Source organism: Actinosynnema sp. NPDC049800 (assembly GCF_040656635.1).
GTDB lineage: Bacteria > Actinomycetota > Actinomycetes > Mycobacteriales > Pseudonocardiaceae > Actinosynnema.
In genome coordinates this window covers 1-22,196 of the sequence record NZ_JBFAMT010000018.1, presented here as the reverse complement: position 1 = coordinate 22,196, position 22,196 = coordinate 1, and the positions used below count along the sequence as shown (strand labels likewise).

Sequence of the window (22,196 nt, the reverse complement as noted above, 5' to 3'; positions counted from 1 at the left end):
CGGGTTGGCCAGGCTGCTCGCGGGCGGCCCTGCCGTTGTCGGCGTTCGCCGCGGAAGCGGGCTCGCCCGCGAGCGTCCTTCACCGCGCTTGACACCTTAACAATGTTCAGGCACGGTCGACGCCAGACGAGGTGAACAAAGTTAAGGAGTCTCTGGTGCGCGCAGCAGTGGTCAGCAACCCGGACGCGCCGCAGACCTAGCGCTCCCCGGAACCGGAGAAAGAAGCCCTCGATGCGGTCGGGTGTTCCCGGCTGCGCCTACCTGGAGAACTCATGGTGCAAGGCACGTCGGTAGCGCGCTCGTCGGGTGTCGCGGAAGACAGGTGGAGCGGTCGACTGGTCGGCTGGTTGATGATCCTCGTCGGGGCGAACCTGTTGGCCGACGTGGTCATCGTCGCCCCGCTGCTGGCGTTGCCGGACATGATGCGGCACTTCCAGACCGACCAGGCCGCGTGGCTCAACTCGAGCGCGATGCTGGCGGGTGCGATGTGGGCGCCGTTGCTCGGTCGCACCGCCGACATCCACGGCAAGCGCCGGATCCTCGTCGTCACCATGCTCGTCACGCTTGCGGGATCGCTGGTCTGCCTGGTCGCGCCGAACGTCGTCGTCTTCGTGCTCGGGCGGTTCCTGCAGGGGGCGGCCATGGGAGCGGTGCTGCTCACGGTGGCGATCACCCGCCAGGTCTGCACCCCACGGGTCGGGATGGCCGCCGTCGGCGTCGTGACCACAGGCGCGTCGGCACTGGGGATTCCCGCGATGTTCCTGCTGAACCCGGCGATCGACGCGTTCGGCTACCGGAGCGTCTTCGTCGTCGCCACCGCTCTCGCGATGGTCTGCGCGGTCACCGTGCGGCTGTTCGTCCCGGAACCGCCGATCCGCTCCGGCGGGTCGGTCGACGTCGCCGGGGCGCTGCTGCTCGGTTCCGGTCTGGTCGCGGTGCTCGGTGGCGTCAGCATGGGCCCGGACGTGGGCTGGGCGAACCCGGGTCTGCTGGCCGCGCTGGTCGGCGGCGTCATCGCGCTGGTCGCCGGGGTGCGGCACGTGCTGCGGGTCCCCGAGCCGATCGTCGACCTGCGTGGGCACAGCGGGTCGCTGGCGTTGACGCTGGGAGCGGTGGCGCTCACGGCCGGCGCGGTGCAGAGCATGCTGCAGCTGAAGAGCCTCGTCGCGGAAGTGCCGCCCGAGCTCGGCCTCGGCTACGGCCTCGGCGGTGGCGACGTGGTGCTCGCGTTGTTCGTGCTGTCCGCGGTCGGGATCATGATCGGCGGTCCGGTGTCGGGTGTCCTCGCGTCCCGGATCGGTCCGGCGCGCACGCTGCTCGCCGGTATCGCGGTGGGCCTGTTGGCCACGTTCGGGATGCTCGTGGGCGTCTCGGTGCTCCCGGTCGGGCTGGTCTGCGCCACCCTGCTCGGTGTGGCCGCCGGCGCGGGCATCGCCTCCAGCTTCAACCTCGCGACCGTCTTGACGCCGCCCGAAAACCACGGTGCGATCGGCAGCCTGGTGGCGGTCGTGCTCTGCGTCGGGTCGGTCGTGCTCAACGTCGTCGGCGTGATGGTGCTCAACGCGACAGCCACCGACACGCTCGTCGCGGAGGTCGCCGCGAACTCCCTGACCGGGGTGCGGCTCTACATCCTGATGGGTGGCGCGGCGCTCGTCGCGGCCGCGGTGCTCGCGACGGTGCTGGTGCGCAGGCGCGGGTGAGTCAGGCGATCGGCCGGGCGGCGATCCCGTCGAGGACCATGCCGAGGTGCCGTTCGAACCGCTGGTCGCCCTCGTCCTGGAGGTGCCCGGCCCGCTTGACGAGTGACGCGCCTTCGCCGAGCCAGGCCTCGCGCGCGGTGACCGAGTAGCGCGTCGGATCGGTCTCGGCGGATTGGCGTCGTTCCTGTTCCTCGATGACGAAGCCGACGACGAACGCGGTGACCAGGTCGACGGCGTCGTCGGCGTGGTCGGGCTTCCAGCCGGCTGCGGTCCAGCGCTCGAACAACGGCTCCTTCATGCGGACCACGTCCGGGTCGGTGATCCGGGTGCCGCTGAAGATGCGGGCCCCGTCGCGGTGGAGCAGGTACTCCGAGCGCAGGACGCGGGCGTAGGCGGTGAGGTCGTCACGCCACCCGTCTCCCGGCGGGATCGCGGCGAAGGCGCCGGCCACGCGGCGCATGACCTCGGTGGCCATCTCGTCGAGCAGTTCCTGCTTGTTGCGCACGTGCCAGTAGAGGGCGGGGGCGCGGACGTCGAGCCGGGCGGCGAGCGCGCGGACGGTGAGGGCGTCCATGCCCTGGTCGTCGAGGAGTTCGAGCGCCGCCGTGACGATCCGTTCCCGGGTGATGCCCTTGGTCATGGTTGACACCTTAACGGCGTTCAGGCACGCTGGACACATCCTTGAACTAAGTTAAGGAGCCGGGAAATGCGTGCTGCGATCGTCACTGCCCCCGATGCGTCACCCGTCTGCGGTGACTTCCCCGACCCGGTGATCCCGCCCGGTCACGAGCCGCTGCACCTCGTTGGGGCCGGCCTGCACAACATCGTTCGCGGACTGGCCACCGGCCGGCACTACGGCCGCGGCCAGATGACGTATCCGCTGGTGCCTGGCATCGATGCGGTCGCCCGCACCGGTGACGGGCGCCTGGTCTACACCGGCTACGCGCGTCCGCCGTTCGGGACGATGGCCGAGCGGCTGGTCGCTCCCTTCCAGGCGGAGGTGCCGGCGGGGGCGGATCCGCTCGCGATCGCCGCGGGCATGAACCCCGGCCTGTCGGGCTGGATGGTCCTCACCGCGCGGCGCAAGGAAGTGGGGACGTTGGGCACCGTGCTGGTGCTGGGCGCCACGGGGATGTCGGGCAGTCTTGCGGTGCAGGGGGCTTTGGCGCTCGGGGCGGAGCGGGTCGTCGCCGCCGGGCGCGATCCGGAGGCGCTGGAGCGACTTCGCGGCGCTGGAGCGGCGACCGTGTCGCTGGCCCACGACGGTCCCGACGGCCTGGAGAAGGCGCTGGCTGATGCGGTGTCCGAGACGCCGCCCGGTCTCGTGCTGGACTACCTGTGGGGACCCGTGGCCGAGGCCACCTTCGCCGTGCTGGGTCGCGGCGGCGAGGACACCGAGGCAGACACGGCCTACGTGCAGATCGGCTCGCTCGCGGGCCTGGAGGCGTCGCTGCCGGCGGACCTGCTGCGCAGCAGGCGGATCCGCATCACCGGAAGCGGCGTCGGATCGCGGTCCGCCGAGGAGATGCTCGCCGAGGCACCCGAGGTCATGGCCCGCTTCGCCGACGGGTCCCTGCACCTGCCCTACACCGCTTTCCCGCTGAGCCGGGTCGGTGAGGCGTGGGCGCACACCGGCCGCAGCCGCGCCGTCGTCGTCCCGGACTGAGCCATCCCGCAGAACGTGATCGGAGGGAGGAAGCCATGCAGAAGAGGGCACTGGTGGTGGGGCTCGGGATCGCGGGGATGTCCGCGGCCATCGGGCTGCGCCGGGCGGGGTGGACGCCGGTGATCGTCGAACGAGCAGCCGAGCGTCGGACGGAGGGTTACTACATCTTCATGTTCCCGGAGGGCGTGCGGGCCGTGGCCGACCTGGGGATCGCCGAGCACCTGCACACCCGCAACCCGGACTGGCGACCGGGCGGGAACTCGTGGTCAGTGGATCGTCGGGGCAGGCGGAGACCGGTTCTGGGCTTGCTGGACGCGCCCGGCGGGCTGGCCGCGGTGCTGCGCGGTGACATCGAGGCCGCGTTGTGGCAGGGCATCACCGGCGACGGGACCGAGGACCCGGTCGAGGTGCGGTTCGCGACCACTCCGGTCGAGATCACCGAGGGCGCAGGCGGGGTGCAGGTCCTGCTCGAGGACGCCGGCAGCGGGCAGCAGTACCGCGAGGACTTCGATCTCGTGGTCGGCGCGGACGGGATGCGCTCGAGCGTGCGCCGGATGGTGTTCGGTCCGGACGAGGACTACCTGGCGAACTGGAAGGCGATGATCTGCGCGTTCCAGCTGAAGGAGCAGGTGCCCTCCTACGAGGCGAGCGACAGCATCATCGTCTCGCGCCCCAAGCGTGCGATGTGGGTGTTCGGACTCGCCGACCACGCGCCCTGCGCGTGGCTGACCTACCGCACCGAGGACATCCCGGACCGGTTCGCCGGGCCGTCGATCGAGCAGGTGCGCGCGGCCTTCTCCGGGATGGACGACAACCCCGTGGTGCGTCACGTCCTGCACTCCCTGGAGCAGGCCCCTGACCACGTGTTCGACTCGATCCACCAGGTGAGGATGCCCCGGTGGAGCAAGGGTCGGGTCGTGCTGGTGGGCGACGCGGCGTGGTGCATGAACACCTACTCGGCCATGGGCTCCTCGTCCTCGCTGCGCGGCGGGGCCGCGCTGGGCGTGGCCCTGCGGGAGCACCCCGAGGACCTCGCCGCCGCTCTGGACGCCTGGGAGACCCGCCTGCGGCCCTACATCACCCGCCAGCAGCGCTCCGCACGGATCAAGCAACAGAGGTTCGTCCCGTCCAGCCGCCCGGTCGAGGTGCTGGTTTCGGGTGTTCTCGAGCTGATCCGCAGGGTCGTCCACCGCCGGATGGCGGCGGAGTACACCGCATCGTCGGCCCTGTCCGGCACGGCGCGGTGACCGCCATGCGGAAGAGGGTGTTGGTGGTGGGGCTCGGGATCGCGGGGATGTCCGCGGCGATCGGGCTGCGCCGGGCCGGGTGGACGCCGGTGATCGTCGAACGGGCGCCCGAGCGGCGTACCGGGGGCTACTTCGTCGGGCTGTTCCCGGAAGGCCGGCGGGCCGCGGTCGACCTGGGCATCGCCGACCACCTGCACACCCGCAACCCGGAACGGAAGGCGGGCGCGAACACGTGGTCGCTGGATCGCCGGGGCAGGCGCAGGCCGGCCCTGGGATTCCTGGACCAGCCCGGTGAACCCGCAGCGGTACTGCGCGGGGACATCGAGGCCGCGCTGTGGCAGAGCAGCACCGGCGTCGAGGTGCGGTTCGGGACCACTCCGGTCGCGATCACCGAGGGTCCTGCCGAAGTGCAGGTCCTGCTCGAGGACGCCGGCACCGGGCAGCGGTACCGCGAGGACTTCGATCTCGTGGTCGGCGCGGACGGGATGCGCTCGAGCGTGCGCCGGATGGTGTTCGGTCCGGACGAGGACTACCTGACCAAGTGGAACGCGATGATCTGCGCTTTCCAACTGAAGGAGCAGGTGCCCTCCTACGCGGCGAGTGACAGCATCATCATTGCGCGCGCGAAGCGGGCGGTGTGGGTCTTCGGGCTCGCCGACCACGCGCCCACCGCACTGCTGACCTACCGGACGACGGACATCCAGGACCAGTTCGGCGGGTCGCGGGTCGATCGGCTGCGCTCGGTCTTCTCGCGCATGGACGATCCCGTGGTGCGGCACGTCCTGGACTCCCTGGAAGAGGCCCCGGACCACCTGTTCGACTCGGTGCACCAGGTGCGGATGCCCCGGTGGAGCAAGGGCCGGGTCGTACTGGTGGGGGACGCCGCGTGGTGCTTGAACCTCTACTCGGGCATGGGTGCCACGTCGTCGCTGCGCGGCGGGGCTGCGCTGGGCGTGGCCCTGCGGGAGCACCCCGACGACCTCGCCGCCGCTCTGGACGCCTGGGAGGGCGGGCTGCGGCCGTTCATCACCAAGCACCAGCGCACCGCGCGCCTCAAGCAGCAGATGTTCGTCCCCTCCAGTCGTCGGGCCGAGGCGCTGCGCTCGGTCCTCCTCGGTCTGGCCCGCAGAATCCGCGGCCGACGGCAGGCGACTGAGGCGGCGCTGTCCGGCACGTCGCGGTGAGGACGACGTCCGCGTCGAGGAGGAGAGGGGATCCGCCATGACAAGGCGTGACGCCACGGCTTGGGGCGCCCGCGCAACCAGCTCACCAAGCCGACCAAGCGGCTTCCCTTGCCGGCCTGAGGCAACGGGCACCCAGCCCCGTGGTCACTTCCCGCGCCATTCGTCCGCGTGCTCCGAGACGAACCGCGCGAAGGTGCGGGGCGGCCGGCCGGTCAGGTCGAGTACCGTCGTGCTGACGCGGTCTTCCCGCCCGCGCCGGATCCCGTCCTCGACGGTCGCGAGGGCAGCGGCGAACTCGGCGGGCAGTCCGGCGGCCCGGTAAGCCGCGGCCTGCTCGTCCGGCTCGATTTGCCGCACCCGGATCCGGCGGCCCGTCTGGGCGGTGATGGCTTCCGCGGTGTCGCCGTAGCTCAGACCCTCGGGCCCGGTGAGCAGGAAATCGTCGCCCGCGGCGCGGACTTCGGGATCCCCCAGCAAGGCCGCCGCGGAAGCCGCGACGTCCCGGACGTCGATCCATCCCACCTTGCCGTCGCCGGCCGCGGTGCGGATCTCGCCGAGCCGGTGGATGCCTTCCCCCAGCGGGTGCGGACGCAGGAAGTTCTGCATGAACCCCGACGGGCGCAGCACCACCCAGCCCGGCTCGGCCCGCACCTGTGCCGCCAGTTCCAGCGCGCTGGGCGCGTTCGGCAGGACGATGGCGGAACCGAGCAGCACGACCCGGCGCACGCCGGACCGCCGGGCCTGGCGCAGGAAAGGCCCGGCCAAGGGCAAGGGGTCGACGCTTTCCACCGGGGGAACCAGGAAGACGCGATCCATGCCGCGCAGCGCGGCTTCGTGCGTGCTCGGGTCCTCCCAAGCGAATCGGATCGCGTCGGGATCGCCGGCGGAGGGGCGCCGGCTCGCGATCCGCACCGGTACCCCCGCCCCGCGAAGCCGTTCGACGAGTGCCGCGCCGGTCTTCCCGGTGCCTCCGGTCACGAGCACCCCGGTCACGAGGCATCGTCCCGGTCGAGCGAAGCGATCAGCTCGGGCAACCGCCCGGCCGCGCGAGCCGTCGCCAGCGGACTCCAGTAGTCGCGATACACCGTGATCCGGTCATCGCGCACCGTCAGCACGACGACGTAATCCAGCCGGTAACGCTCGCCGGTGCGAACCGTGCGGCCCTCGGCCGTCCACTCGATCACCGCGGTATCCGCGTCCTCGGTCGGACGCACGGTGAGCGCGGCGACTTCCCGCATATCGAGCAGTTCCGGGTATCCGGCCAGGTAACCGCGGACTTCTTCGCGCCCCGTCAGGCGCCGCGGCGCATCGCCGGCGGCGAAGGGGAACTCCGCGGTGCCATCCGCAGCCCAAAGATCCGCGACAGCGTCCATCTCCTTCTTCAGCATCAGGTCGAGCAGACGCCGGAAAACTTCCTCCGGTGCACTGGGCACGTCATCCTCCTCGGGAACTCTGCTTGCCGGACCAGCGTGCCCAGCAGGCAAGCACCCGAGGAACCCACGCTTCAGCCCCGGACTGCCAGGGGGAGGTCAAGCCGGACGCCGCCTGGGATGATGGCGGTGTGTCCGGACAAGAGCTCGCCGATTTCCTCCGCCGCCGCCGGGAGAACCTGCGACCGGAGGCCGCCGCGCGGGCGCACGGACCGGGGCAGCGTGCCCGGCGCACCCCTGGTCTGCGCCGCGAGGAGGTGGCGGCTTGGGCGCAGGTGTCGGTCAGCTACTACGAGCGGCTGGAGCAGGCACGTGCCTCCCGCCCGTCTCCGCAGGTGCTCGACGCGCTGGCGACAGCCCTTCAGCTCACCGGAGCGGAGCGCGAGCACCTGGCCAGGCTGGCCGGCCAGATCCTGCCCGACGCGCACCGCGAGCCCGAGCGAATCCCCGATGGAGCGCGTGCGCTCCTCGACCGGCTCGGCGCCATTCCGGCCTACATCGTGAACAGCAGGCAGGACATCGTCGCCTGGAACCGCGCGGCGGTGGCCTTGATCACGGACTTCGGCCAGTTGGCACCCGGCGAACGCAACGCCGTCCGGCTTGCCCTGGTGCTGGCCGGCACCCTGTGCGACGCCGCACCGGAGGCGGAAGCGACGTTCGCGCGGCAATCCGCCTCGCAATTGCGCACGGCCGCCCTGAAGCACCCCGCCGACCGCGCGCTGGCTGAACTGATCAACGAGTTCGCCGCCCACGACGCCGATTTCGCCGCCGGCTGGCGTGACCACGACGTGCGCCCCATCCCCGCCGTCCGCAAGCGGGTGAAGCACCCGGCTTTGGGAGAGCTGGAGCTGGATCGGACCACCCTGCTGTTCCCGGGCGCCGGACACACCCTGGTGATGTACACGGCCGAGCCGGGCAGCTCGAGCGCCGCCGCCCTCGATCGCCTCAGCTGACGAAAGAGCAAAGAGCCCGCAGCCAGGATCGAAACCCCGGCTCCGACGAAGGACGCGGCACTGCGGCGGAGCCGGCTCGCGTGACGGACCGGAACCCCGCCACCGTGCACGGCAGCTCGGCCGACTGCGCTCGCGGCATACCGAGCCGGTGCCCTCGACCGGCCGTCGTCGATCAGCCGGTGGAGGGCTTCAGGGGCATGAACTCGGGCAGCGTGAGGGCCGAATGAGCCGGTCGCGGCTCGGCGGAGGGCGTGGTGCCGAGCTTGCGCAGCCTCTCGTTGCGCTGTTCCAGGGCCTGGGCGGTGGTCGGGAAGAGCGTGGCGCCGCCCTCGCCGACCAGCCCTTGGTTCGCGGCCACGAACTCACGCGTGCCGTCTTCATATGCGGCGAGCCCGGTGGTGTGGTCCCGCCCGGCCAGGGAACCGGCGAGCATGTACGCGCCGACGAGCGCGAGGCTGGAGCCCTGTCCGGTGAGGAACGAAGGCGCGTACGCGGCGTCGCCCGCCAGCGCGACCCTGCCGCGGTGCCAGCGGGGCATGCGGATCTGGCTGACACCGTCGAAGAACACGTCGTCCGCCTCGTGCATCGCGGCCAGCATTCCGGGGACCTCCCAACCCGCGTCCGCGAAGACCGCGGCGACGAGATCCCGTTGTGCTTCCGGGTTCGCGAACACGTCGGACGGCGGTTCCGGCCGGGCGAAGTTCAGGAAGGCGTGCACCTCGTCGTCCTCCCCCACGGCGTAGAGCGCCGCCGACCGGCCCGGGGTGTTCCACATGACGGTCTCGTGGGAGAGCCCGAAGGTGTTGCGCACGCGGAACACGGCGAAGCAGTAGCCGAGGTACCGGCGGAACCGCTCTTCGGGGCCGAACACGAGTTCCCGGGTCCGGGAATGCGCACCGTCCGCACCCAACACCAGGTCGAACGTGCGTTGGCCGCCGCCGCGGAAAGTGACGTCGACCCCGTCGCCGGACTGGACGAGGGTGTCGACCGAGTCGTTGAACAGGAACTCCACGTCGTCGCGGACCGCCAGGTGAAGCGCGTCGGTCAGGTCCCCGCGCCGCACCTCCAGGTCCCTTCCCCTCGCACCTCCGGTGACCGCGTGCGGGTGGACCGAGGCCACCTCACCGCCGTTCCCGTCGAGGAAGGTCAGCCGGCGCAGTTCGATGTGCGCGTCGCGCAATCGTGGGAGGATCCCCATCCTCCGGACGACCTCCAGCGCGGTGCCGCGGACGTCGACGGGATAACCACCGCTGCGAACCGCAGCCGCCCGCTCCACCACCGTGACCGCGTATCCGTAGCGGGTCAGCCAGTACGCGAGCGTGGGACCGGCGATGCCGGCACCGGAAACCAGCACCCTGCCCTTCGGGGTGCTGCGAACGTCGTTCAGGTGAGCGGTGAAGGTCATGCCTTGACTCCCTTGTGCATGGTGCGGGTGACGAGCAGGGCCAGCGCCGTGACGGCGCCGGCGATGACGAATCCGGTCATGTACGACGATTCGGCCGCCACGTCCGACCCCGACGGGGTCCCGGCGGCGAGGAGCACGCCACCGAACATCCCGCCCGAGGCCATCCCGAGCACGCGGGTCACCAGGATCAGGCTGGTGGCGACGCCGGTCTCGTTCGGCGCGACGGAGGTCGCGATGCCCGTCGTCATCGCGGTGACGACCAGGCCGTTGGCCAGGGCGACCAGTGCCTTGCCGACCACGAGGTGCCACGCCTCGGTGTGCACGACCGCCATGCCGACCAGGGCCAGGGTCATGATGACGACCCCGGCGGTGGCCACGGCACGTGAGCCGGAACGCCGCTCCCAGCTCCCGCCCACCGGTCCGGCCAACGTCGCGACCACGGTGCCGGGCAACAGGAACAAGCCGATCTCGGTGGCGCCGGCCCCGAAGCCATACCCGTCACCGGGCGCGCTCCACAGCTGCGTGACGAGGAAGATCGCCATCGAGGTGCCGACGCAGATCATGAACGTCGCCACGCCCGACTTCCACATCATGGGCCGGGCCAGCAAGCGCAGATCGATCAGCGGCGAGGCCGCGCGACGCTCGACGGCGATCCAGCCGGCCACCAGTGCGACCAGCAGCACGACGAGGCCGCAAAGCGCGAGCGGCTGCGAAGCGAGGTCGAGCGCGAAGTTGATCGTGAGCATGAGCGTGATCAGCACCCCGCTCAACAGGACCAGCCCGGGCCAGTCGACCCCGGCGTCGCCCGACCCGTCTGCCGAATCCGCCGGCACCAACCGGTTCACGAGAAGGGTGGCCACGATGACGGCGATCGTCGGCAGCGCGAACATCCAGTGCCGGGACAGCTGTTCCGCCACGGGCCCGGCCAGCAGCATGCCCACCATCCCGCCTCCCACGAACAGGCCACTGACCACGCCGATGGCCGCCTTCGACTCTCCTGCGGACAGGTGCTTGCGCACGACGATGAACGACAGGGGCAGCGCGCCGACCATCGCGCCCTGCAGGACCTGGCCGGCCAGCAGCACGGGCAGACTCGGCGCGAGTGCGGACACCACGCCGCCGACGCACACCACGATCATCAGCCGGACCAGGACACGTTTTCCGCCGTAGCGGTCGCCGAACCTGCCCGCCAACGGTGTGACGAGTGCGCCGGTGATCGGGAGCAGGATGCTGAGCAGTGCCCCTCCGGTGGGCCCCATGCCCAGTTCGCGTTGCAAGAGCGGCACCGTCGGCTGCACCACCGACTCCAGGGCGCCACTGGCGAGGGCCAGCATGCCGAGAGCCCCGACCGCGGCCCTCCCGGCCCGCACCGGAGCAGCCAGGGTGGTGGTCATGGGAATCCTTTCCGTGACGGGAAAGTGACCTTGCGGACGGCCGTCAGCCGAACCGCGTCGGTCCTGTTTCCGCTGTCGTGCAACGTTTCTTCCCGCTGCTTCGCCGTCCGGCCCGCCGCCGGACGATTCCGCCACCAACCCTGTCGCCAACCGCGGTCCCGCACATCGTTCGCCCGGATCGTCTTCGCCTGGTGCACACGGACCAGCCCGGCCCGCTCCTGGTGCGGACGCACTACACGCGTACGGGCGGCCGTCCCTGGACGTGGGGTTGTCCCCTGACGCCGACAGCGTCGGCCGTGATTCCGGTTCGTGGCGAGACGCGGTTCTTCGCATCCTCAAGCTGAACGGTCGAGTGCTGGACGCCGACGGCCGCTCACGGCCGATGAGCCCTTCACCGTTCGCGCCCACGTACAGCGCGCCATGACCAACCTGGAGGCACGCGACCGCGCGCAACTCGTCGTCATCGCCTACCAGACCGGTCTGGTGACCGGAACGGGGAGTCCCGCCTGGACGAGGGAGTCCTGACTGTCGCGCAACCGCACGGCGGCCAGCTCCATGCGCCAGTTCGCCAGACGTGCGAGCTGACGAGGAGTTGCCGTGGACGAACAGCCGCCGTGGCCTGCCGGCGCAGATGTCCCTATCCACACCGGACCCGGAGGCCGCCCCTCATTCCAAGATAATCCGACTCAGTGTCGGACCTTTCGCACCACGCAGGGCAGTACAACTAGTCGGGGTGCGGCGTGAACTCCTGGGTGCCGATGACGGCGAGCAACTCCAACTTGTCGACGCTGTCGGTGCCCAGCGCGGGGGTGAACCACAGCAGGCGCTGACGACCGTCCTCGCTGAACAGGGTGAGGCAGTTGACCTCGACCAGGCCGAGCGCGGGATGGGCGATGCGCTTGCGGTCGTCGCGGCGGAACGCCACGTCGTGCTCGGCCCACAGCCCGGCGAACTCGGCGGAGCGGTCGAGGAGTCCGGCGACGAGCGCGCTCGCCCCGGTGTCCTTGGCGTCGCGGCGAGCGGCGGCGGCCCGCAGGTCGGCGGCGAACGCCTTGGATTGGGCCGGGTGGTCCTCCTCGGGGTAGAGCCGCCGCGCCTCGGGGTCGGTGAACCAGCGGTAGACGAAACTGGCTTCCTCGCCCCGGAAGTGGGACTGGTCCCCGAGCAGCGCGATGGCGAGCGGGTTCTGCACGAGCGTCACGTGCAGGTCGGTGATCACCTGCGCGGGGGTGGAGGTCAACCGGGTGAGCAGGTCGAGCATTCCGGGGTGCACGTGCGAGCCCGCGCCGCCAGGCGGCACCGGCCGGTTGGCCAGGTGGTAGAGGTGGTCGCGCTCGTCGGCGGTCAGGCGCAACGCACGCGCCAGCGCCGCCAGCATCTGTTCCGACGGCTGCGACCCGGCTCCGCGTTCCAGCTCGTTGTAGTAGTCCACCGACGCCCCGGCAAGGTGGGCGACCTCCTCTCGGCGCAGTCCCGGCACGCGCCGCCGCGGCCCGGAGACCAGTCCGACCTCCTCGGGGCGGATGCGCTCACGCCGCGAGCGGAGGAACGCGCCCAGCTCGGCGTACTTCATCGAGTTCACGTCCTCCAGTCTGCAGTGGAGCGGGCCACGGACACAGGGGACGGCGTCCCCTGTCACCGGTCCGCACGGTCCTGCACGGTGGAGGCATGACAAACACCGACCCCACTGTCGGACGAGTCGCCATCGTCACCGGGGGTTCGCGCGGCATCGGTCGGGCGGTCGCCCGCAGGCTCGCCGCGGACGGACTGGCCGTCGTCGTCAACTACGCCGGGGAGGACAACGCCGCGGCGGAGACCGTGCACGCGATCACCGCCGCGGGCGGGAACGCGACCGCGGTCCGCGCCGACGTGGCCGACGAGACCGCGGTGGAGGAGCTGTTCGACCGCACCGAGAGCGAGTACGGGGGCGTTGACGTCGTGGTCAACTCCGCGGGCCGCCTCGCCCTGTCCCCCATCGCCGAGCTTGATCTGGACGTGCTGGACCGGTTGCACCGCGTCAACATCCGCGGCGCCTTCGTCGTCGCGCGGCAAGCCGCTCAACGGCTGCGCACGGGCGGCGCCTTCGTCAGCTTCTCGACCTCCGTGGTGGGCACGCAGTTCCCCGGCTACGGCGCGTACGTCGCGAGCAAGGCCGCGGTCGAGGCGATCACCCTGATCCTCGCCCGCGAGCTGCGCGGACGCGGGATCACCGTCAACACGGTCGCGCCCGGCCCGACGGCCACCGAAATGTTCCTGGACGGCAAAACCGAGGAACAGGTGGCGGCGCTGGCCAAGGCGCCACCACTGGAGCGACTGGGCACCCCGGAGGACATCGCGGGCGTCGTCGCCTTCCTGACCGGCCCCGAGGGCCGCTGGGTCAACGGCCAGGTCCTGCGCGCCAACGGCGGCCTGGTCTGACACCGCACTGAACAACAACGAGGAGAACACCTGTGCCATTCGCCAACTTCAAGGTCCCCGCGGGCACCATCAGCGCCGAGGACAAGAAGAAGCTCGTCGAGCGAACCACCGAGCTGTACGTCGAGATCTACGGAGAACGCGCCCGGCCGACCACGGTCGTGCTCGTCGACGAGGTCGAGGACGGCGGCTGGGGCGTCGGGGGCCACGTCCTGACCGCCGCGATGCTCAACAGCAACGCCTGACACGCCCCGCGTACGTCGGCGGACGGCCCGACGTCCCACCGGACGCCGGGCCGTCCGCCGACGGCTCGCCCCCGTTCGACGGACACCAGAGATCCGCAACTGCGTGCGCAACCCGACCTCCGGTCCAGGTGTTCGGCTCCGTGGTGGAGGTGCGGACCGCCGTCGAGCGCGGCGAGGTGAGCGCCGGCTGGGCAACCGCCTTGTGGCACGCCGAGGAGCGAGTGAAACGCCTGCGGCGCCGACCACTCGAAGGTCGTGGGCGAAGCGGGCTCGAAACCCACGCCGGCCGCGTCCGACCACCTGCCCGTACCCGCGCGAGGTTCACCGGTTGCCGCCCAGCGAGACGGGCATCGGCAGCTCGGCATGTCCGTCCGCCGACGGTGCGGTGCCGTGGTGCCGGCGCGCGGCCTGCAGGTAGTGGTCGAGCTGGCACAGGCCGTCGTCGGGGCGGTAGGTGAGGGCGTCGAGCACTTCGGGGATCAGGGCGACCGGATCGGTCAGTCGGTCGTAGATCTGTTCGGCGGCCTCCCGGTGGCGGCGGGCCATGATTCCGGGGTCGAGGAAGTACGGCACGCGGAGGCCGGCGTCGACCGAGGCGTCGACTTCATGCCTGATGAACACCTCGACGGACTCCTCGACGGTCGTTCGCTGAATCGGGAGGCGTTCCACGGCGAAACAGCCGAAATGCGGGTCCCCGGCGGCTCCGCGCAGGAGCACGTCGGTGACGTGGCGGGCGATCACCGGCGAGCTGTGGAAGCCATCGCGGTAAGTGCCGGTGGCAAGCACCAACCCCGCGTGCGAGGCGACCGTGCCGATCAGGGGAAACCCGTCGAGGGCGATGGGACGCCGCCCGGTTGACCACCGCGTGATCTGGGAAGTGCCAAGCCGGTGATCGAACTGCTCGCAGGCGTCCTTCAACAAGCTGAAGGTGACTCCCACACCAGGGCCGGCGGCAGGGTGGAAGTGGAGGATGTTCGTCGCCCCGATGTACTCGTGGCCGCGCTCGGCCAACGGGACCAGGTGTATCCCGCACCCACCGACCGCGTTGGGGGTGCGCACCACGTGGGCGAAGCCGGGGAAGGCCCGGCGGCGGGTCTGCACCGCGAGTCCGGTGCTGTGCAGCAGCGGCGGGACGGAGCCTGCGGGCAGTCGCTCGATGAACTCCTGGGTGAGGCTGCCTGCGGCCAGCACCACGTTAGGTGCGGCGATCGACTCCCCGCCGGCGAGGCGCACACCGCGTACACGACCGCCGGCCGCGTCCAACTCGTGCACGGTGGCGGGGATGATGTCGACGCCGTTCGCGCGCACCGCATCCTCCAGCAACGCGAGCACCGCTCTGCACGGGCAAGGGCTGTGGAACCTGCGCGGACCGCGTGCCCGCGGTAGTGCCCGGTAGCCATGACCCGAAAACCTTCGCATGCGGATGTGAGTGTGGTCACCCGGGCCAGGCTCTGGCGGGCCACCGGAACCTCCGTACACATTCGGTTGATGCGACATGCCGAGGCGAGGTGAAGCGGTGCCGCGGAATCGTCACGTCGCCTTCAACCCGGCCGGCCGGGCCAGGACCCGTGGCGCCAACTCCGACGGGACGAACCGGTTGTCGACCCAGCGGTCCCGTGCGTCGGGCTTCATCGAGGCGTAGAACTCTTGACACCCCACAGGGCCATGTCGGCGCCGCCGGCCACCCGGCAGGCAGGTGCGATTGCGGCACGGAGCGGTCCAGGGGCCACCACGCGAGGTCCGGTGACCCGGTCGCGTCCGAAGGACGTCGTCTCGGTCAAGCGGCAGCAGATGGGCTCCGATGGCGCGCGTCAGCCCGATCGCAGCCGCCTCCAGCTCCCGGCACACGGCCGACCCGCAGGTGACAACGAGCGGGACCGGCGGACCCGGGCAGTCGACCGCCGCGATCGCCTGCGGCCACCCGAGCCCAGCGTTCAGAGCTCGACCGGCGGTGCGGGTGCGCGTCCCGTGCCGGTGTGGCGGGGGGCGGGCCAGGAGGCGAGGTCCGCCGGGTCGGTCGGGGCGGTGGGGCACAGGACGTAGTGGCGTGGGGTGAGGACCGCCGGGTGGTCGGGAAGTGCGGCCATGCAGCGGGCGTGGGCCTGTTCAGGGGTGCTGACTTGGTCCGTGATGGTCACGTAGGCCACCAAGGGGTGACCGTTGGCTTCGGCGAAGACCCGGGTGACGGCCGGGGCCAGGGCGTCGTCCAAGAGGGACTGGACCTGGCGCAGGTCGACCCGGCACGAGTCGAGCAGCAGCCAGTTCGCCGAGCGCTCGGCCGTCGGCAACCCGATGAGGTCGTGCATCCGCGCGGTGGTCAGGTCTTCGTGTGCCGCGGCCACCAGGACGCGCTCGAACGCCAGCAGCAGTGACTCCGCTTCCTGACGCGGGACCACGCCGTCGTCCTCGACCCACAGGTCGAGCACCAGCCGCTCGTCGAGTTGGTTGAGGTTGAAGCGGACCGGTTTCGCGTTGCGCTGCACCGGACGCCAGCGCAGCTCGGTGTGGGCGAGTGCGGCCCGGAGTTCGTCGGTGCCGGGCAAGGCGCCGGGCGAGGTACCGGGACCGGGCTCGGGGGCGAGGTTGTTGAACAGCGGTTCGTAGCGGAACAGCAGGCCGCGTTCGTGGGCTATCCGCTCGTCCAGCCGGGCTCGTTCGGCCGCGTCGTACCGGGCGTGCCTGCTGGCCTCCAGGACCGCGGTCCACGTGTGCGCGACCAGCGCGTCGAAGTCGCGCCCGGCGACGCCGACGGAGGCGATCGTGCCCTGGGCGAGCGAGCCGACGTAGTCGAGCAGGTGGCGGTCGAAGCGGTTGCCCGACATCAGGGGCAGCACGATCTCCTCGTCGCCGGTGCGGTGGGCCAGCACAGCGCAGATCGCGGCCAGCACGACGCTCTGCCGGCTGGCGCGGGTGCGGACCGCCACCCGGCGCACCGCCGTGGCGGCGGCCGGTGAGGACAGCTCCACGGCCAGCGGATCGCCGCCGGGGCTGGTGTCGGGCATGTGGTAGAGCAGGCGGGGGATCTTCGAGGTCTGGTGCTGGAGGTAGACCTGCGCCGCCCGCGCCCGGCGCCGCTCGGCGGGGGTCGCCTCCAGTCGCGCCTGGTCCAGTGGCTGGTGGCGGGGTGTGCCGACGTGCCGGCGGGAGGTGTCGCCGACCAGTTCGGCGAACTCGCGCCGCAGGACCTCGATCGCGCCGTGGTCGACCGCCATGTGCGAGAACGCGCCCGCGCACGCGATGACCCTGCTGTCCTCGTCGGGAGAGACCGCGACCACGACCCGCATCGCCGGCCGATCCGGGTCGGGGTTGTCGCGCAGCAGGCGGAGGAGCGTCCCCGCCACCGACGTGCGGTCGCGCGGACCCCACCGGCCCTGACCGAGCACCCAGACCTCGAGCGGGAGCGTGCCGGACGCCGCGACCAGCTGCCGCTTCTCCTCGCCGAGGTCGTAGGAGGTGCGCAGGGCCTCGTGCCGCGCGCCCAGCACGGCGATGGTCTCGACCACGTCGTCCACCGAGGCGACGGCCGGCACCGGGAGCTCGACGCAGAGCACCGAGTAGAAGTGGTCGGAGACCTGGCTCAGCCACTGCGCGATGTTGAGCTGACCGAGGGTGAGCGGCCCCTCGGCCTCCCGCGAGCCGGTGACGGGTACCTGGATCGTGCGCTGCGGTGTCAGCCGCACCCGCTGCCGGCGGTGCTGCCCCGGGTCCGCCACGACGGTCACGGTGCTCACCCCACCCGGTCGCGGAAGGCGGCGGCGAGGCGCGTGACCGATCCGACCCGGGAGGACGGGAGGACGTGATCACCCCAGTGGACGGCGAGGTGGTGCCACGACGCTTCGTCGTGCACCACGAGGTCGGGCGTCGGCGGTGGCATGCGCCCCATCCTCCGTGCCGCCATGGGCCGCAGTCCATAGGGCGTGGCGAAGGAGCGCGCCGGACGGGAGCAACTCCGACCGCGCCCATGGGTACGGTCACCTTGGCGTTCTGACAGGCGTCGGTGAAGGCCCGGTAGCTGTACTGCCGCACTTGGACGAGGGGCGCTCGCCGGTTCGGGTGATCGGCCGGTGTCCCCGACCTACGGCGCGACTTCGGGGCCGTTGCCCTCAAGTGCCTGACCGCGATGACGGGTCGGTTCCGCGCCGCGACAACAGGCAGCGTCGTCTGCGGCGGACCGTTCCCGGGGCGGGAGGCGGGCTCCGCCCCGGGAACGGGAGGTCACCGCTTCCAGAACGGCTTGCGCCGGTGGGGCTCGGCCGGCCGGGATTGGCCTGACGGGGGTTCGGCCAGGGTCTCCAGCGTCGCGATCGCGTGCCGCAGGCGGCGGTCGACCTCGGTGGGATCGGTGGTGGGCGCGGCGAGTTCCGCGGCCAGGTCCGACAGCGTCCGCAGCGCCTCGGCGGGCGCGCCCGCGGCCCGCCACGACGCGAGGTGGCGGCCGATGGCCTGGTGCAGGCGCCCGAGCAGGACAGCAGCCGGTTCTCGCGCTTCGCGCAGCCGGATCAACGCCTCGGCGGCGAACTCCGCCGGCGCGGGGACGGGCGGCGCGGGTGCGACGGGCTTGGGTGCTGCCAGGTCCGCGCTGCTCGCCACGGCCGCTTCGAGACCGGCACGGGCCCGCGTCTTCCGCGCGCGGGGTGCCGCCGGGGCCGCGGCGGGGACGAACGGCATGGCCGCCATCGGCGCCCCGGCCACCGGCATCCCGGCCGGAGCCGCGCCGTAGCCGCCTCCGCGGGCGAACGCGGGGACGGACGACCAGCCGTCGGGCAGTTCGACCGGCTGCGTCACCCGCCGCACCCGACCGCCCTCGTTGACGACCCGTTCGTCCACCGCGACGAACGCGGTGAACCGGGACAGCACGCCGTGCTCCAGCGATGTCCTCACGACCTGCCGCTCCAGGGCGTCGAGGTCGCCCGCGCCCACGACGTAGCGGTCCTCCAGGTCGCGCACCCGAGCCCTGGCCCACAGCGCGGCCAGCCCGGCGTTGTCGCTCGCCACCGCCACCACCCGCTGCCGCCACCCACCCGAGCCGGTGACCTCCACCGCGCCCGACGGCTCGCCCGCGTACCTGCCGGTGACCACGACCGGGACGCCGGGGAACAGGTCGGGCAGCGGCGCGGGGGCCAGCGACCCCTCCTCCACGGCCAGGCCGTCGGCCCGCACCGCCAGGCCGGTCAGCACGGGCGCGCCGATGCGGTGGTGGATGGCACGCATGGCCTCGTCCAGCCGGTCCTCCGACTCGACCAGCTCGCACCGGCCGGTCGAGCCCGCGAGTCGTTGCAGGAACGCCGCGTTGACCGCGCGGTCGATGCCGACGGTGTGCACCCGCACGCCCGCCAGGCTCGTGGCGACCTCGCGCAGCAACCGGTCCTCGTCGCCCACCTGGCCGTCGGTCACCAGCACCAGCACGCGTTCCCGATCGCCCTCCGCGCCGAGCAGCCCGGCCGCGCGCTGGAGGGGGTTCAGCATCTCGGTGCCGCCCCGGGCCTCCAGGCCGGCCAGGAACTCCACCGCGCGGTAGCGGTTGCGGTCGGTCGCCGCGACCAGGCCGGCGGGCAGCTCGTCCGGGCTGTCCAGCCGGTCGTCGAACGCCAGCACGGCGAACCGGTCGTCCGCGCGCAGCGAGTCGACCACGCGGCTCGCGGCCCGGCGCGCCGCGACCACCTTCCAGCCGTGCATCGAGCCCGACCGGTCCAGCACCAGCACCACGTCCCGGCTCGGCAGCCGTCCGCCGGCCGCCGGGGGCAGCACGGTCAGCGCGAACGTGCCGCCCTCGCCGTCCTCGTCCGGGCGCACGGCCAGCGAGGTGCGGACCACGTCGGCGTCGGCGAAGCGCAGGCGCAGCAGGAAGTCGCGGTCCACGCGCGCGCCCGGCTCGACCCGCACGCGGAACCCGCCGGCGGTCTCCTCGGTGACGGTGGCGTGCAGGCTGGCCGAGGGTTCGGCGGGTGGCAGCCCGGCCAGGTCGACGTCCACCACCAGGGACAGGCGGACCGGGTTCGGGAAACCGGGCAGCAGCACCGGAGGGCTGATGCGGGAGGCGTCGGGCACCGCGTCGGTGTCGTGGGCCACGCCGTCGCCGACCTGGTCGCCGGGCAGCGGGGTGCCGGGGACGTAGCGGGGTGCGACGACCAGCGGCAGGCGGTACTCGGCGGTGTCGTCCTCGTAGGCGAGCACGCCCACGATCGTGAGGCGCACGGTGATCCGCTCGCCGGGCACGATGTTGCCGACGCGCGTGGTGAACACGCCCGGCCGCTCCTCCTCGGCGATGGCGGCGCGCTTGCCGTCGGAGACGGCCTGGTCGTAGTCGGCCCGCGCGGCCGCGCGTTCCTTGAGCATGCCCTCCACCACGCGGCCGTCGGCCTCCACGCGCAGCGCGGTCACCGCGGCACGGGCGGGCAGCGGGAAGACGTAGGTCGCTTCGAGGGGGTCGGGGTGCGGGTTGTGGAAGGTCTGCGTGATGGTGGTGCGCGAGGCCAGCCCGGTGATGGTCGCGTGGACGTCGACGGCTTCCAGCGGGAGGTTGCCACGCTCGGTGCGCAGGCAGCCCAGGCCGTCGTCCTCGGTGGGCCGGGTGGCCCCGACGTCTCCCACGACTGCGATGCGGGTGCTCATCCGTTGTCCTCTCCAGTGGTCGGGGCCAGACCCGTGCGGGCGAGCAGGTCGAGCAGGGGTGCCGCGGCGGTTTCGATGGCGGCGAGTTCGGCCGCCTCGGGGACGCGGTCGGCAGCGTGGAGCACGAGGGTGACGCCGGGTCCCAGGCGCAGACCGGGCACGACCCGGGTGACGCCGGCGGCCGGGGGCGCGGAGGCCACCGGTGCAGGAGCGGCCGGCGGCATCACTGCGGGTGGCGCGGGTGGCGACGACGCGGGCCGGTCGCGCCAGAAGGCCCCGCTGCGGGACGCCGCGGCACCGTCGTCCGACCGTCCCGCAGGTTCGGCTCGTCCAGTCGGCTCGACCTGCCGCGTCACCCCGGCCAGCTCGGCGAGCCTGCCGTCGTCCGCGCCCACCACCACCGCCTGGATCTCCGCCAGCGTGTGCCCCGCCGCCTGCAACTTCTTGACCGCGACCACCTGGAGCAGGTGCCGCCGCCCGTACAGCGCGGCGCGTCCCCGGTACGCCACCGGCCGATCCACCAACCCGATGGTCGTGTACCACCGGATGGCGCGCCCGTTCGGCAACTCCCGCACCCGGCCGCTCCGCTGGCCGCCGTAATCGTCGGCGAGCAGCGCGGCGACCCGGTCCGGCAGCTGCCCGATCGTCCACAGCTCCTCGTCGCTCACGACACGACTATAACTGACACTGTCAATATGACAGTGTCAGCTTCACCTCCCCGTTCGGTTGGCCGCGACGACGTCCCTGCTGTCGGCGAGTGCCGGGCTCCTGCTTCTCTCGGCGAGAGACCCGCGTCCGAGTGGTGGATCAACCCCGCCGTGATCGGGTGGCCTGTGTGCCCGCGGGTCCACAACGCCATCTCCAGCGCGGTGCGCATGGAGGTGTCGGCCTTGGGCGACGACGGCGATAGACGACTCGAACGGCATCCCGGCCAACCCGTACACGCCCGAAGAGGTGTGCGGCACCGGGTACCGGGTGATCGACTCCCGACCGGCCACTTGGAACGGCAAGGCCTACGGCGGTGTCCACCTGCTGCACAAATCGGGCGGCTACAAGTACTACGCCGTGGTCCGCGGGTACGCGCCGTACTGCAATCAAGTACGCGGGCTGGACCGGAGCAGCGGTGGCGACGAGCGGATGGGCTGGTGCTCGTAATCCGGCCGTCGGCCGCGCAAAAGCTCCAAGGAATCAATCTTGATCCGCGCACTGATCTTCACAGTCGGGGCCCTTGGCGGAGATTCTTCGACCATCGCCGCTGCCCAGAACGCGCGCGTGCCGGGGAACCGGGTGCATCCCCGCCTTCCGCCTGCTCGGCAACCGCACGGCCAGCCCCCGGTGACATCCAGGCGGTGGATGCACCGACCGTTGCCGGTCGACGGTCGCTCCACGTCCGGCTGACACCAGCGTCGTTGCTAAATGTTAGCGCTAACCAACGCTCACCTGAAAGCGCTGTCGCAACCCTTCATGAGGCCCCCATCCGACCGGCGAATCCCCCGCATTGCCGTACACCTCCCCCGCAGAGACTGTCTTGTGAGCGTGAACAATGAGTGCCACACTGTCTCCGTCGAAGCCTGCGCCGCTGACGGAAGCCGCCACGTCAAGCCCGCCGGCGGATTTGTCGAACCCGGAATTCCGGAGCAACGGGCAGCACTGTGCCCGGCCGTGCGGCAGCACGGATGGCAGCCGGAGCGTCGTACGCACCGAGGAGTGAGATCAAGGTGACCGCAACACGACTTCCCCGTCCTCGCAGGGCGGCAACGCTGTTAGCGGCAGGCGTGCTGCTGCTGTCCGCGTTGACGGCGGTACTGCACACGTCGTCCGCGCAGGCGCTGGAGAACGGTGTGGCACGGACGCCGCCGATGGGGTGGAACTCGTGGAACACGTTCGGCTGCAACATCAGCGAGACGTTGATCCGGCAGATGACCGATGCGATGGTCAGCTCCGG

The 22,196-nt window shown here is 71.8% G+C and carries 19 protein-coding genes; 8 read left to right on the top strand and 11 right to left on the bottom strand.

Translation table 11 applies throughout. The features are described 5' to 3' along the window. Positions 1-350 precede the first annotated feature (350 nt). The gene (locus AB0I91_RS21790) at positions 351-1,700 is read left to right on the top strand and encodes an MFS transporter (RefSeq protein WP_498783118.1); all 1,350 of its coding nucleotides are present in this window, start codon (positions 351-353) and stop codon (positions 1,698-1,700) included. A gap of 1 nt (position 1,701) precedes the next feature. On the opposite strand, the gene AB0I91_RS21785 is transcribed toward AB0I91_RS21790, so the two are convergent. Further along, entirely contained in the window at positions 1,702-2,340 is a 639-nt protein-coding gene (locus AB0I91_RS21785) for a TetR/AcrR family transcriptional regulator C-terminal domain-containing protein (protein WP_498783120.1), read from the bottom strand. A 66-nt stretch (positions 2,341-2,406) separates the two neighbouring features. Between AB0I91_RS21785 and AB0I91_RS21780 the strand changes: the two genes are divergently transcribed. From AB0I91_RS21780 to AB0I91_RS21770, 3 genes are read left to right on the top strand one after another with little or no spacing between them, the layout of a single operon-like run. Next, positions 2,407-3,366 (top strand): zinc-binding dehydrogenase, encoded by a 960-nt coding sequence (locus AB0I91_RS21780; RefSeq protein WP_499638423.1) that lies wholly within the window; start codon positions 2,407-2,409, stop codon positions 3,364-3,366. A gap of 35 nt (positions 3,367-3,401) precedes the next feature. Continuing rightward, positions 3,402-4,613: an FAD-dependent monooxygenase gene (locus AB0I91_RS21775; protein ID WP_498783124.1), complete on the top strand. Its 1,212-nt coding sequence runs from the start codon at positions 3,402-3,404 to the stop codon at positions 4,611-4,613. 5 nt (positions 4,614-4,618) lie between these two features. After that, positions 4,619-5,797, top strand: coding sequence for an FAD-dependent monooxygenase (locus tag AB0I91_RS21770; protein ID WP_499638421.1), 1,179 nt, complete (start codon positions 4,619-4,621; stop codon positions 5,795-5,797). 144 nt (positions 5,798-5,941) lie between these two features. On the opposite strand, the gene AB0I91_RS21765 is transcribed toward AB0I91_RS21770, so the two are convergent. Together AB0I91_RS21765 and AB0I91_RS21760 are read right to left on the bottom strand one after the other, a co-directional pair. Next, complete coding sequence (locus tag AB0I91_RS21765; protein WP_499638420.1) at positions 5,942-6,790, bottom strand: NAD(P)H-binding protein; 849 nt, start codon at positions 6,788-6,790, stop codon at positions 5,942-5,944. After that, a complete protein-coding gene (locus AB0I91_RS21760) occupies positions 6,787-7,230 on the bottom strand; it encodes a nuclear transport factor 2 family protein (protein ID WP_499638418.1) in 444 nt (147 codons plus the stop codon). Before AB0I91_RS21760 ends, AB0I91_RS21765 begins: the two co-directional genes overlap by 4 nt. Before the next feature lie 128 nt (positions 7,231-7,358). Here AB0I91_RS21760 and AB0I91_RS21755 point away from each other — a divergent pair, with 128 nt between their 5' ends. After that, positions 7,359-8,180 carry a helix-turn-helix transcriptional regulator gene (locus tag AB0I91_RS21755; protein WP_499638416.1) on the top strand — a complete coding sequence of 274 codons (822 nt, stop codon included), beginning with the start codon at positions 7,359-7,361 and terminating at the stop codon, positions 8,178-8,180. Positions 8,181-8,352: 172 nt separating this feature from the next. On the opposite strand, the gene AB0I91_RS21750 is transcribed toward AB0I91_RS21755, so the two are convergent. The 3 genes from AB0I91_RS21750 to AB0I91_RS21740 all read right to left on the bottom strand — a co-directional run bounded on the left by AB0I91_RS21750 (position 8,353) and on the right by AB0I91_RS21740 (position 12,552). Next, positions 8,353-9,585, bottom strand: a complete 1,233-nt coding sequence (locus tag AB0I91_RS21750) for an FAD-dependent monooxygenase (RefSeq protein WP_499638414.1) — start codon at positions 9,583-9,585, stop codon at positions 8,353-8,355. Beyond that, positions 9,582-11,129: an MFS transporter gene (locus AB0I91_RS21745; protein WP_499638412.1), complete on the bottom strand. Its 1,548-nt coding sequence runs from the start codon at positions 11,127-11,129 to the stop codon at positions 9,582-9,584. The genes AB0I91_RS21750 and AB0I91_RS21745 overlap by 4 nt, the downstream gene beginning before the upstream one ends. A 574-nt stretch (positions 11,130-11,703) precedes the next feature. Next, entirely contained in the window at positions 11,704-12,552 is an 849-nt protein-coding gene (locus AB0I91_RS21740) for a helix-turn-helix transcriptional regulator (RefSeq protein ID WP_499609701.1), read from the bottom strand. 95 nt (positions 12,553-12,647) lie between these two features. Between AB0I91_RS21740 and AB0I91_RS21735 the strand changes: the two genes are divergently transcribed. Both AB0I91_RS21735 and AB0I91_RS21730 read left to right on the top strand, forming a co-directional pair. Next, positions 12,648-13,397, top strand: a complete 750-nt coding sequence (locus AB0I91_RS21735; RefSeq protein WP_499609404.1) for an SDR family oxidoreductase — start codon at positions 12,648-12,650, stop codon at positions 13,395-13,397. 32 nt (positions 13,398-13,429) lie between these two features. Further along, a complete protein-coding gene (locus tag AB0I91_RS21730; protein ID WP_499609401.1) occupies positions 13,430-13,639 on the top strand; it encodes a 4-oxalocrotonate tautomerase family protein in 210 nt (69 codons plus the stop codon). A gap of 321 nt (positions 13,640-13,960) precedes the next feature. Here the strand turns inward: AB0I91_RS21730 and AB0I91_RS21725 are convergent, their stop codons facing one another. The 5 genes from AB0I91_RS21725 to AB0I91_RS21705 form a co-directional block, all read right to left on the bottom strand. Beyond that, positions 13,961-14,971 carry an NAD(P)/FAD-dependent oxidoreductase gene (locus AB0I91_RS21725; protein ID WP_499638410.1) on the bottom strand — a complete coding sequence of 337 codons (1,011 nt, stop codon included), beginning with the start codon at positions 14,969-14,971 and terminating at the stop codon, positions 13,961-13,963. A gap of 602 nt (positions 14,972-15,573) precedes the next feature. Then, positions 15,574-17,361, bottom strand: a complete 1,788-nt coding sequence (locus tag AB0I91_RS21720) for a condensation domain-containing protein (protein WP_499638408.1) — start codon at positions 17,359-17,361, stop codon at positions 15,574-15,576. A 5-nt stretch (positions 17,362-17,366) separates the two neighbouring features. Then, entirely contained in the window at positions 17,367-17,513 is a 147-nt protein-coding gene (locus tag AB0I91_RS21715) for a hypothetical protein (protein ID WP_498783147.1), read from the bottom strand. Positions 17,514-17,854: 341 nt separating this feature from the next. Beyond that, complete coding sequence (locus AB0I91_RS21710) at positions 17,855-20,251, bottom strand: VIT domain-containing protein (RefSeq protein ID WP_499638406.1); 2,397 nt, start codon at positions 20,249-20,251, stop codon at positions 17,855-17,857. After that, the gene (locus tag AB0I91_RS21705) at positions 20,248-20,919 is read right to left on the bottom strand and encodes a MerR family transcriptional regulator (protein ID WP_499638404.1); all 672 of its coding nucleotides are present in this window, start codon (positions 20,917-20,919) and stop codon (positions 20,248-20,250) included. The genes AB0I91_RS21710 and AB0I91_RS21705 overlap by 4 nt, the downstream gene beginning before the upstream one ends. A gap of 307 nt (positions 20,920-21,226) precedes the next feature. Here AB0I91_RS21705 and AB0I91_RS21700 point away from each other — a divergent pair, with 307 nt between their 5' ends. Then, on the top strand, positions 21,227-21,406 hold the full coding sequence (locus AB0I91_RS21700; RefSeq protein ID WP_499638402.1) for a hypothetical protein: 180 nt from the start codon (positions 21,227-21,229) through the stop codon (positions 21,404-21,406). Positions 21,407-22,196: the final 790 nt, after the last annotated feature.

Excerpts from the sequence above, each read along its gene's own strand:
- AB0I91_RS21790 (WP_498783118.1), top strand. The coding sequence starts at position 351 with ATGATCCTCGTCGGGGCGAACCTGTTGGCCGACGTGGTCATCGTCGCC.
- AB0I91_RS21785 (WP_498783120.1), bottom strand. The coding sequence starts at position 2,340 with ATGACCAAGGGCATCACCCGGGAACGGATCGTCACGGCGGCGCTCGAA.
- AB0I91_RS21780 (WP_499638423.1), top strand. The coding sequence starts at position 2,407 with ATGCGTGCTGCGATCGTCACTGCCCCCGATGCGTCACCCGTCTGCGGT.
- AB0I91_RS21775 (WP_498783124.1), top strand. The coding sequence starts at position 3,402 with ATGCAGAAGAGGGCACTGGTGGTGGGGCTCGGGATCGCGGGGATGTCC.
- AB0I91_RS21770 (WP_499638421.1), top strand. The coding sequence starts at position 4,619 with ATGCGGAAGAGGGTGTTGGTGGTGGGGCTCGGGATCGCGGGGATGTCC.
- AB0I91_RS21750 (WP_499638414.1), bottom strand. The coding sequence starts at position 9,585 with ATGACCTTCACCGCTCACCTGAACGACGTTCGCAGCACCCCGAAGGGC.
- AB0I91_RS21740 (WP_499609701.1), bottom strand. The coding sequence starts at position 12,552 with ATGAAGTACGCCGAGCTGGGCGCGTTCCTCCGCTCGCGGCGTGAGCGC.
- AB0I91_RS21735 (WP_499609404.1), top strand. The coding sequence starts at position 12,648 with ATGACAAACACCGACCCCACTGTCGGACGAGTCGCCATCGTCACCGGG.
- AB0I91_RS21715 (WP_498783147.1), bottom strand. The coding sequence starts at position 17,513 with ATGCCACCGCCGACGCCCGACCTCGTGGTGCACGACGAAGCGTCGTGG.
- AB0I91_RS21710 (WP_499638406.1), bottom strand. The coding sequence starts at position 20,251 with ATGAGCACCCGCATCGCAGTCGTGGGAGACGTCGGGGCCACCCGGCCC.